We start from the raw sequence: 12,057 nt of genomic DNA, 5'->3' as shown, positions 1-12,057 counted from the left end.
TGGAAGCAGATGAAATATTATTGGCGAGATTTTCAAGTCATGACAGCTGATAAAATAGAGCAATGGGTGGAGAGAGTATCAAACCAATTCGGAAAAGAATACATGTTTACTTTTTAATGACAGCTTACTATCTTTCTAGTTTCGAACTGGTTGATAAGTTTAGATTAAATAATATTGAAAATGCTATTATTAGTAATAACTGGATTGAACTTATCAAAGCAGTAACAATAGAAAAAATTTTAATAGATAAAATAAAGCCAAATAGTATAATGCCAATAATATTTAATTTGAGAGTAATAGCTAGTATAGCAACAAAACCTCCATATGATATGAATCCAGAAGATTTTTTTAAAGTTATAAATCATATTGAGAAAATAGACTCATTAAAAATTACAGCAATAAAAAGTATTGTAAAACATATTTTTGATATTAAGTTTTTATCTAAATTTTGTCCTATATATCCTTACTTAAATATTAAAAAAATATCTAGTTCTACCCCACTTTCTAATCAAATAGATAAGAGGGATAGTGCTGATAAACTACCCGAAAATAAATATTTTTGGGAACTAGTTAGAATTTTATATACAGAGGAACCAAAATCTTTTTTTGATTTTATTAGGTTTAGTCAACTAAAGTTATTAGTTCTTACTGGTTTACGGATTAGTGAAATAACTTCTTTACCTCTAAACTGTATAAAAAAGCACAATGTTTTAGATAAAAAAATCTATGAAAAAAATAAACAGTATGGGGCAGTTAGTCATTATTTTTCCCTTAAATACTTCGCAGAAAAATTAGAAAAAGAAAATCAACATAATATTTTACAAATTGAATCACAAATCATTCCAGAAATATTTGAGCTTGAAATCTTAAGTATTGTTGAATCAATAGAAAAATTAACTTTAGGTATTCGTTCAACTTTGAAAAATTTTGAAAATAAAAACTTAGGATTTTATGATGATTATATACCTGCTTACAGTGCTTATTTAATATTAAGTGGTAATAGTATTTTTTTAGAGAACATTGAATATGATACAAAGGAGCTAAATATTATACAACGTCAGGAACTATCCAATAAATTAATTGAATTGCAAATAAAACTATTAGATACCAAAGAATTCACACACTCTTTTTATACGTATATGCAAAGATTACGCTTAAAATGCTGTATATATAATCAAAAAAAACAGCCTTACCTTAGTCACGAAAAAATTATCTATAGAACCTCTTTTTTTCGAAAGTCTGATATCTTAAATTATATTTTTAATGAAAAAGAATCCAAATCTCCTGACCTATATTCTATTAAAGTGAATGATGGTTCAGTAATTAATTCTAGTGATTTTTTATTTCTGTATCCTAAAAGAGCCCTCATAGAAAATAGAAACAATGGTCTACTAGCAATTGATCATTATTTAAGTATTGGTGTTACCAATCGCCAAGCCCTGAACTGCTTTATTAGCAAAATTAGTGAAAGCACCCCTACTATTTTTGAAATATATGGATCAGATGAATTTAAAACTGCCTCACTAAAAAGCCATAGTTTCAGACACTTGATGAATACTGAATTATTCAGAAAAGGTATAGCAGATTCATTAATTACTAAACATTTTAATCGCCAATCTATTTCACAAACTTATGAATATGATCATCGCTCACTTGCTGAGAAATTAGATTTTAACAATATACCAACTATAAATAAAGACATAGATAATTCAAGAACTGAAGTACTTATAAATTTAATTAATGAAAATAAAACTAGAGGGCCTCTAATCAGCAAATATCTAGAAATTCAAGAAGAATATGGTGATGATGAAGCCTATTTGTTCTTGAAAACAGAAGCAGATGGATTTCATACAACACCTTATGGACATTGTGTAAATAGTTTTGCTGTTGATCCCTGCCCCAAACATCTTGAATGCTTCTCTGGTTGTAATCACTTTATGTCTACTGGTCTAAGTAAGCATAAACAAAACTTAATTAATCTACGAGATAAATTTAAGCAAGAATTACAAATTATTGAAGACTTCCCAAGTAAAGGAATAGGTAAATTGCATCAAATAGGTCACATTAAAAAACAAATATTAAATATAGAACTTATTTTGGAATCAGATGAAGGTTCTTTAGTTTTTCCTGCAGAAAATGATTTGTCTGATATTGATAAAAAGGATATTTTCGATGCATAATTTAATTCAACTATTAGAGCGTATGTTAGAGGATAATGTTGACATTAGTTATAGAAAAGTTGCTGAATTAAGCAATGAATTCAAACATGCGTCTTCTATAACAAGGGACACTGAACGAAAAAATCTTGTTGATTCCTACAAATTTAGACAAGAAAAACTTAGATTATTAATTCGAAAAAAGACTCCTGAATATAATGTTCAACAAAAAAATCAAAGTTTACTCTTACAAATTGATGAGCTTAAGAATAATAACTTAGAACTGATAGCCTCTCATAATACTTTACTGAAAATTGTTGGTGAATTAGGTGGCTTTACAGCGTGGTCACAACTTTGTGAATCACTGGATCATTATGATCAAAGAGTTATAATTTCTAAAAATCATCCAGAATACTTAGCTTTTATAAAAAATTTACAAACTATTAGAAATCAAATGCAGCTATCTCAAATTGAATTATCAGTAATTTTGGGTAAGGATGAAAATTTTGTAGAAAATATTGAGTCTTTTGAACTTCTGCTACCAATCACAGGAGTCATCATAGTTGCTAATTTTTTACTTACACAGCAATTTGAAAATTATCGGAATTTTAAGCCAATTTTAGAGTGAGTGTTTAGGGGCTGTTGACATTTCAAGTATAAAATTTACCCGACAAAGGTAGCCAAATAAAGATACAAGCTAAAGCTCCTTCATAACTACACTTTAGCTTATCATATCTCGTAGCTATTCCTCTAAACTGCTTCAACCGACAGAATTCATTCTCAACTAAATGTCTGATTTTATATAAATACCAATCCATGTATGATCAATAGATGACATTAACTTTATAATTAAAGCCTTTAAATGTCATCCAAAAATAAATATTAAAATTATTAATAAATACAAGATTCAATATTTTTAATAATATTAGCTATATTGTTTTTCTTTTTTATAATATTTTTTAAGTCAAAACTAATGTTATTGATATATTTTTCTAAGCAGAAATCTAACTCAGGAATTTCTTTAATTAGTTCGTTAGTTAATTTAATTTCATAGTTTTTATCTAATTCTTGTTGTCTAATTTCAATTAATTTTTTGTTTAATATTTCAGTTGCTTTAAATTTGCAATGATCAAATCTAAAATTTTCCAATTTTGAAGTTTCTGAATAATATTTTTTTCCATTCGAGCTAATAACTTCTGTGAGGTAATCCTGTCTTACAAGCTCTCTTAGAAGAGCATAAGTCTGCTGTTTTATTTCATCTGAAATGGTATCAAATTGAATCCAGATCTCTTTTGGAGTAAACATGACTAGAATAGTTTGTCGCTCAATAACGTGTAAGAACTGTTCTTTAACTGCATTTTTAATTTCTTTCATATGCCTTATCTTGGAAAGATGATAGCTAATTTTTCAATTTATAGATTCTAAATTCTAAGTTGTAGCTTACTGAAACCGAGGTATCTTTACAGATTGTATGCCCTTTATCATTAGCTTTAAGTTCATTAAACGCACTCCGAAAAATTATCAATTTTAAAAATTTAAAGGAAAATAATCTATCACTTTTCAGTCGCATGATTCGATAAAAGTAAAATTTCCTGAGATGTATGAATACTAAGGAATCCTTAGTAAGAAATCAATTTAAAACTAAGAAAATCTTAGTTTTATGGTTTATATCTGAACTAATGTCACAACATAATTCAAATGTTTTCTCTATACGTTTAAGAATTGCTCGAAAAACAAAGAACTTGTCCCAAGAACGTTTAGGGATATTGGCCGGTATTGATGAATCATCCGCAAGTGCTCGGATGAATCAATATGAGACTGGAAAACATGTTCCTGACTTTCTTATGGCGACAAAAATTGCAGATGTTTTAGAGGTTCCTGTCGCTTATTTTTATACTAATGATGATTTAATGGCCGAAATTATTTTAAAAATTCATTTGATGACATATTTACAGAAATTGGAAGTTTTAAAATTTATTGATAATTCAGAAGAACTTACCGATTGATGTCAATTGATTAGCGCTTATGACGTTTATAAAAGAATTAATTAAGCTTCTTTATCACACGTACTGTATGCTAATTTTAGATCGTAAATACTTTTCGTAAAAAGTATAGATCAACTCCTTGAATAACCACATAAATGTGCTCTAATTGAATATTCCTATTTACTTGGACACAGAAGATCAATAGAAGTTGGACATCAATTCCTATCTTACTTGGACACTTTTAAATTATGATGTTAACTTTTCCTCATAATTAGTCTTCAACTCTGCTAAAGCATCCATTAACTTCTCTATTTTAGAAATATTATATTTAATATTTCTAATTTCTTTATCCTCATTAGACTGATCATTGTAAAATCGACTTAGTAAATTCTCATACGAATCTAATGTTTCAAACTCTTTGATGAGATCAGCAATTTCTTGGTTATCAGCTTCTGTTATAGCATATCCTTTGAGGATACAATTTCTTATCAAGAAACGTGATGCTTTATCGAGCTTGAGTGCATGACTGTACCAGTATGCAGGACTACTCTGATCTATAGTACTTTCTACATTTCTGAAATCTCTTAAACCTGAGTAGAAAGCATCATCATTATCTAAATTTAATTTCTGTAATGTTGAAATTAAAAATTCTGTATTTTTGAAACTACTATGGGAACGGGACTGCTGATAGCGAAATTCCCACAGCTTAAAAATAGTATCTCTGATATCGACAGATGCTATACGCTTTTCTTCAGGAGAAGTGGATAGATCATATCGTTCAAATAATTCTGCTAAATAGTGAAGCATCCATTGAGATAATGTATCGGTTTTATCCTCTAACTTAAATTCTTCTACTAGTTTTTTCCCTAGTTCGATAAGACTTTCAGTAGACATACATATCTCCATTCTTTTTCATTAAATAAACTCTTTTACTACTTGGTAAATACTCATCCAGTCCTTTTGAATCTTGTTTTGATTGATAACTACCATATTTATATCTACGATCGATATCTACAGAAATAATCATATCCATATCAAGTTTCTCAAGAAGTTCAAGAATGAATTTTCTATCCACTTTTAGCTTGTAACCATTTGAATATTCATAATCTTCATTTTTATATTTACCCCAAATAGAAAGATTTATAACCTTTTTATTTTCGTGAAACCAATTTTTTCTTAATGAATCAAAGGATAGATCCATTAAAGAAATGATCTCTCTTGATGGTTGGGTAATCTCATATCTTAACGAAGCTCCCCATAAATCATCATCAAAATTTGATAGATCAATTTCTATCTCAGAAATCCATCCTTTTAATTGGAAATTATCTTCATCAAGTTCAAACTGTTCATCACCTGCACTAGGTAAATGATAAGAATGACTTGATTCAGCACTTTGTAAACTTCTCCAAAGCGCACTGGATGTTTCTGGGCTCACTAAGCTTGAGCGGATACGAATGTCTTTTGCCTGATCGAAATTATTTACTTCTGACCAAACACCCCATAAACAAAGTTCTGAATCACTGTGATAAATCGCATCGTTATAATCAATAGAAGCGCAACTGTAAGACCAATTTATAGAATTTTCTCTATCGTCTTTAAGCCACTCTGTTGTTATTCGAGGACATGGGTCTCTAAAATCACTTAGCCAATAAGGTTCTAAAGAGGACAAATCATATCGTCTAATCCAGTCATCAAACTCTCTCCATGAATATTCACTTGCAAGTAATGGGCTTGTTTGCAGTAGCTTATCTGCTGTAATCATCATTGCGTGGTAAGACAGATAAAAATCTAAATCTTCAACTTTAGGACTAGATCCATGACTATGACTTGTTTGCTTCCAGTCATAAATTTCCATTTTATGACGTGCATCATTGGTTTTACGCTTATCCGTAAATCCAATTTCATTTTTTAATATTTGAGTTGTTTCAAAGTATATGTGTGTAGGGTGTAACCCAAACATTGAGCCTAACGGATCAAGCCAGTAAGGACCGAAATCAATACCAAATGAATCAATTTCATCTTGATTCATATCTGAATATTTTGAAAGATCAATAGCTTCTCGTTCTACTTTACTAAAATTAGATTTACCAACTCCCTGATAGGCTTTAATTTCTTCTTCATTTAGGGTTATAAGCTTTAAACTAAATAGATTTAGAAGAATTTTTGAAGCAAGGAGTCGAATCATCAAATGTGGTCGATTTGGATCTACTAGCTGCTTAAAAATTTCAACATATTCAGCCAAAAAGTTATTAGGGCTATATGACACTTTTAATAAAGCATTAAGTAACCATTGAGTAGCAGAGTATTGATAAAATTCAAATTTGTGATCATAAAAACTTCCGTAATTTTTATCACTAATAAAATTAATTAAATAAGACAATAGTTCTCTTTGCTCAAAATCACACAGTAACTTAACGGTATGCGCCGCTTGCCATTTCACGGTATTGAAAGGAGATGCTAGGCTAGACCAAATATAACCTGAGATAGAATCTAATATATTCTCTGGTGGTGCTAATTCCTCATGCCATTGCCCATCAGCGATATCTGTTCCTAAATCATTTTCCAACAAATCTAGACCATACTCTAGAATCTCACAGGATTGATTTGGTGTAATCATAGGCGTAAGTAAATGAGCCATCCTAAATAAGCGTTCACTCTCTAATGTAATGGAGCTTTCACTCATGCCCTCTAAGAGAGATTGCATATAATCAGTACTAGGTTTCCCTGTTAACTCACTTAAAATATGTAATTTCAGATTGCTTCCATAAGTATCTATATAAAAATCAGCATGATGTGTTTTCAAAAATTGTTTTATTCTCGAATCTAAAACTGCTAAAAATGACATTCTCCTTTTAAAGCGAGATGGTATAGCTTTTAAAAGATCATCTAAGTCATACATTCCATTTCTAGGATTATCGAACCACCAATTGATCAATGATATTGCTTGTGACGGATTTATTTTTTGAAAAAGATGTACATAAAAAGCTCTTTTAATCCAATGCTTATTTTCCAATTTCTGAAAATCATTAAAAGCTGAATCAAAAGCTACACTTCGATTTGAATCAATATAATTTTCAAAAAACACATCCCAATCAAACTTTTCTTGGTCGTAGGTTGAAGAGCAAGGTTCTTCTACTTGAACATAAACCTCAGAATTACTGAGAGATATGAAAAAGTCTTGGACAGTTTGATCTGTTATATGAAATGCCTCGACCAAATCTCTAAGGCGACTAATATGTTTTTCGGATGGATTAGGTACAACAATATAAAGATAGAAGCTTTGTAAAACCTTTCTTTTTAGTTCATCACTTAAAACTAATGATTTAATAGAGCTTAATAGATTATCTAAGTCATATGTAGCTCCCATCGCTTTGAAAGCCAATGGTATCAATGGTGATAAAAGTTGTTTTTTAAGTAACTTATCCACCAAATTGCCCAATATTCTATCTTCATCTCCAAATCTACGATCACGCCAACGACTAGTAATAGCAAATGCGGAATTAGGATCTAAATCATAAATTGCATCAACTGTATAATCCCATGGAAAATGTTTATCTCTATGTACATATTTATATGTCAATTCAGCACATTGACTAAAACGATAGCATAGCTGTGGTTTTCTATTATTTTGCTCCTGTCCAGCTCTTACGCCATAGCAAAGTAATGCATTCCATCGTTGTAGATTTTCTTCACCTAATTTACTACTTACTTCAATGGCTTGATTTAATATTGTAGTAGCTTCTGCTTGATCTAAAGGGAAAATTGATTGAGCAATAGACATATAGTCACTCACCAATGTTTCTGCATGATCATCACTATTCTCAAGAGCTTTTAAGTTTTTGTATATATTTTCATAACAATAATCTTCTAATTCACATTGTTTCAGCAAAGCCAAAATAAGCGTGAAATGATTACGTGTATTAAGATAAATTTTTTCCTTGAAATGACTTTCTATCTCTGGGTAAGTTTCTTGGCTAAGATGATTATTTAAAATTAAAATATCAAACCAAATTTTTGCAATTTCATTTTCTAGATGATTACCATAATCCCGATAAGAGTATCCTTGAGCTTTTTGGGAGTCTGATTTCGCTTGTTCAACTAGTTGATCGAGTTCCTTTGTGCAAATCTTCTCTGTGATTGACCGAGCATACAATTTGTACCATGGTAAAACTGCTGCTACATCTCGTTTTAGCGTAGTAATTTCTTCTGATGAGCTATAAGCCGAGTCCTTTAAAAATTCTTCTTTTAATCTCTCAGGTACTAAATCAATTAGTTCTAATGTCTTATTATCCCATGCTTTATGTAAAGCATAAGCTTTCATATAATTTACTCTATCAGAGTGCCCAAAACGATCTCTAATCTCATATGGTATTTCAGTAGGCAGATATTTTGATAAAATTTGATATGCTTCGGTAGATGAACAAAGTTGTTGTTTAAAACCCACTTCTAAAAAACAAAGAATGGGAGTTACCCCAATATCAAGTTTTACTTTTTCATAACTCAGTAATTTTAAAACTCGTGAAAAATTCTCAGAATGGATAATACAATGATTTAATTTAAGTATCTCTACGACACCTAAAGTTAAGAATATATTATTACTTGATTTATCTAATATTTTTTGTATAACTTCATTTTTATTAAGCCTAATCAACTCTTTAGTTGCGAGCTTAGCTACGTTGTAGCTTACACTTTTTGGACGCCACCTACGAAGCCAATTAATTGCATAGTCAACACCCTCTAAAGTAATTAAGGTAATAAAATAATCGCTAAGCTCTTTATATTCTATTCTTTGGTTATATTTTTGATCTTCTGGAAGTTTAAACCAACTAGTTAACCATTCATTTGCGATACGCAGTTTACTACGTGACTCACCATGGAAATCTTCTCGATATGAGAGAAGTTTAGCCTCAGTAATATATTTTGAGCCATGCCATGAAGCACCTTTGAATACTTTTTCAGAGATTAATTCTAAAATTTGATTATCACTAAAAGTTGTACCGACTAGTTCTATATTTTCTTCGAGTAATTGATGTTGCCTAGTCTCTGCGGCAACCTCTCCACCAGCTTTTAATGACAACTTAGCAACGTCTGTATATTTACCAAGTTTTAGGCCAGCTTTAATTGCAAATTGTAGGCGTTGCAATTCGACCTTTCTTTTTTCTAAGGTCGAATTAGTTGGCAACATTTCAGAATTCAAAGATAGTTCAACTAATTCCTCAAACTTACCTGCATCCATCAAGATTTGAGGTAGTACAGAAGCAGCATACACAGAACTTACAGAGAGAGGTTTAAGCTTCTGAATAAACTCATTCAGTATACTAATATCTTTTGGCTTGTAAATTTCACGGAACCAAGATTCAGTTGGCTCGTCAACGAATTGAATATTATTGTCGCTAAGACGAATTGGATGACCACCTATATCAGAGATAATACTTCTTATTTGATCAGCCCTGATATTAGTTAAATCAGATAAAATTTGCAGTGGAATTAATGGACGTAAAATAGCAATTGAAGTGAGCAGTAAATCAAATTCTTCTGATTCGGAGTAGTTTTGTTCTTTGAAAGTAGAAATTGCCTTGTCTAACAAATCTTTAATTGTATCTTCTACGCTTTTTGGGGTTCCACCGAAAAATGAAAGAATCTCATGCAAAGTTAAATTTTGTTCTAAAGCAATACTTTGAACTCGAGGATTCCCACTAGTAAGTCGATGAAATTCAATCATATCTTGTGTCGAAACATCAGCATAGTAGTTTAATAGATGTTGTTTTGTTTCATTTTCACTAAAGCCTTCTAAATCAAGAATTTCAATATCTTGTTTAGGCATTAGAAGTTCAACTCTATAAGGTCTCGTTAAAGCAATTATTTTAATATTATCAGGTAAATTTTCTTGTAAAAGATCAGTTATGAAAGAACGACCATAATTAAATTCATCTGCTGCCATTTGTGAGTTATCAGCAGCATCAATAACTATGAATAGCTGCTTATTCTCATTAGAGAATCTTTCAGAAACCTGCCTTAATCTAAACAAAAATGCCTTTATATACTCGCTAGGACCTACATTCGTTGTTGGTATTAGTGGATGACATAAGCCTAATCCAGCTAATTCGTTTGCAATTTGAACTAGCGCGATTTTATGTGTATGTCTCGCTGATGAGGATTGTCTGTAATCCCCATTCCCAAAACAATCATAGATAATTGATAAAGATCCAGAAGGGATATGGTTGTGTATTTGAGTAGTTAATATTGATTTACCTACGCCACCTTCTGCTTGAATAATAAACTTTTGACTACGTGATCTAGTAATTGTATCTATTAGCGTTCTTACTATAGGTCTATCTACAATTTTTTCTAATTGTTTGATCAAATTTTTTACAGGAAACAGATCATCTGAATTGGTTCGAAGTGCACGGAGTACATCGTGTTGTGTAATTTCTGGTGTTTCTTTATTTTCACTAAGTGCCTTACGAGTTATTAATTCTTTTAACTCATTTGGAGCATTAACATCATCTCCTGGTAGATAGTATGCAACGTCTTGGGCAAGAATCTCACGTTGGGCTATATAGTTAGGCTCTTGTGATGGGAATTTTACAAGCTTAATAAATTCTTCTAAATCTTTGCCTTGTAAAGTAGTAAATTTTTCTAATTTTTTCAGATTAGCCAGTTTGGTGACCTTACCTGTTTCTTTAAGCTCATTAATGGACTTATAGAACTCAGCATTGATCGCTCTATTTGAAACGAAGTGAAATTCTACTTTCCTTAGAACCTCACCTTTAGATTCTTTTTGAATTAAGCTCTGATATCTCTTTGAAAATCCTTCAATTGTATTATGCAACTTACTAGGGTCAAATGGAGTTTCTGCATGTAATGTTGAGTGTTTAAGTTGAGTGTATATGATTTTAGAAGCATCTGAAAAATGATTACTAGTGTAGTATTCCCCAACATCCACAATTTCTTCCCCATCTTCCACCTCCTCAATAAATTCAGATTTACTAGGACCTTCGATAGTTAGAGTATGTAAACCAGATAAAGGATTTAAAAGTAATACGGCTTTTCTTGCAGCCCATAAATAATGAAACTGATCACCATCTCTACTTGCCCTAACTAAATCTGCATTTCCCATTACTTTACCTGTTTTATAAGATATATAATTTTCAAAAATTTGCTTGTAATGCTACCTAATTCTTTAATTTTATATAATAAAAAAATTAAATTTCCTCTTACTAAGGTAGTAAATCTCTTATATCAACTTCTAATGTATTAGCAATTTCATATAGTTTTTCGACTGTGATATTTACTTCACCTCGTTCAATTCGTCCCATATAACTTCGATCAATACCGCATTGAAGTGCGAGGGACTCTTGTGTGATTTTTAGTCCTTTTCTTCGATTGCGGATTAAATGGCCAATTTTGATAGATAATTCTGTCATTTGAAACTAACTGCTCAAAAAACAGAAATATCACCAATTGAGGACTATATATCCACGGACTATAATCCTCTTTTAATTTTTTAATGAAAACTCATATGTTTGACTTTTATCTACCACTTGAAATCAAATTTACATTTTTTACGACTATAAATTTTTGAAAAGACAGTTTTATAACTGATGCTAAATACCATAAACAAAGCAACACTCTTCTTAAGTGTTGCTTCTTGTGTTGTTTTTTATAACAACAATCATCAATATTTTAAATTGCAACACAACTTTCATGAAATTATAAAATAATAAATATATATCAATATTTTAATCAGACAACACAGAAATAAGGTACTTATAATGGGCAATAGTATTGTTAGAACCCATTTAAAGTGTCTATATTCTCACCAATAAAAATGTCTGGTTTATGATGATTTTTATCACCATGGACTGGATATAAAATATAGATGCTGATCACTATGTCTGACAAAGAAATTCAAC

At 30.6% G+C, this 12,057-nt stretch carries 7 protein-coding genes and 2 pseudogenes; 4 read left to right on the top strand and 5 right to left on the bottom strand.

Annotated elements, in window-relative coordinates:
* From FTV38_RS15415 to FTV38_RS15405, 3 genes and pseudogenes are all read left to right on the top strand, one after another.
* A pseudogene (locus FTV38_RS15415) lies at window positions 1-117 on the top strand (transposase); the annotation flags it as partial.
* Entirely contained in the window at window positions 117-2,180 is a 2,064-nt protein-coding gene (locus FTV38_RS15410) for a hypothetical protein (protein WP_218950293.1), read from the top strand. The pseudogene FTV38_RS15415 and the gene FTV38_RS15410, both read left to right, overlap by 1 nt.
* Window positions 2,173-2,784 carry a hypothetical protein gene (locus FTV38_RS15405; RefSeq protein WP_180022929.1) on the top strand — a complete coding sequence of 204 codons (612 nt, stop codon included), beginning with the start codon at window positions 2,173-2,175 and terminating at the stop codon, window positions 2,782-2,784. The genes FTV38_RS15410 and FTV38_RS15405 overlap by 8 nt, the downstream gene beginning before the upstream one ends.
* A gap of 22 nt (window positions 2,785-2,806) precedes the next feature.
* On the opposite strand, the pseudogene FTV38_RS15400 reads toward FTV38_RS15405, so the two are convergent.
* Together FTV38_RS15400 and FTV38_RS15395 are read right to left on the bottom strand one after the other, a co-directional pair.
* Window positions 2,807-2,977: pseudogene (locus FTV38_RS15400) on the bottom strand (IS5/IS1182 family transposase); the annotation flags it as partial.
* A gap of 70 nt (window positions 2,978-3,047) precedes the next feature.
* Complete coding sequence (locus FTV38_RS15395) at window positions 3,048-3,530, bottom strand: hypothetical protein (RefSeq protein ID WP_180022928.1); 483 nt, start codon at window positions 3,528-3,530, stop codon at window positions 3,048-3,050.
* Between the two features lie 305 nt (window positions 3,531-3,835).
* Between FTV38_RS15395 and FTV38_RS15390 the strand changes: the two genes are divergently transcribed.
* Window positions 3,836-4,162, top strand: a complete 327-nt coding sequence (locus tag FTV38_RS15390) for a helix-turn-helix domain-containing protein (RefSeq protein WP_180022930.1) — start codon at window positions 3,836-3,838, stop codon at window positions 4,160-4,162.
* A gap of 225 nt (window positions 4,163-4,387) precedes the next feature.
* Here FTV38_RS15390 and FTV38_RS15385 read toward each other — a convergent pair whose 3' ends face one another.
* From FTV38_RS15385 to FTV38_RS15375, 3 genes are all read right to left on the bottom strand, one after another.
* Window positions 4,388-5,035: a hypothetical protein gene (locus tag FTV38_RS15385; RefSeq protein WP_180022927.1), complete on the bottom strand. Its 648-nt coding sequence runs from the start codon at window positions 5,033-5,035 to the stop codon at window positions 4,388-4,390.
* Window positions 5,025-11,261, bottom strand: a complete 6,237-nt coding sequence (locus FTV38_RS15380) for a hypothetical protein (RefSeq protein ID WP_180022926.1) — start codon at window positions 11,259-11,261, stop codon at window positions 5,025-5,027. Before FTV38_RS15380 ends, FTV38_RS15385 begins: the two co-directional genes overlap by 11 nt.
* Before the next feature lie 100 nt (window positions 11,262-11,361).
* Window positions 11,362-11,568, bottom strand: coding sequence for a helix-turn-helix domain-containing protein (locus FTV38_RS15375; RefSeq protein WP_180022925.1), 207 nt, complete (start codon window positions 11,566-11,568; stop codon window positions 11,362-11,364).
* Between the last annotated feature and the right edge of the window lie 489 nt (window positions 11,569-12,057).

Origin of the sequence: Acinetobacter sp. YH16044 (genome assembly GCF_013417145.1) — a bacterium.
Classification (GTDB): domain Bacteria; phylum Pseudomonadota; class Gammaproteobacteria; order Pseudomonadales; family Moraxellaceae; genus Acinetobacter; species Acinetobacter amyesii.
Note: the sequence above shows the minus strand (reverse complement) of the source record. Positions and strands in the feature narration are given on the sequence as shown.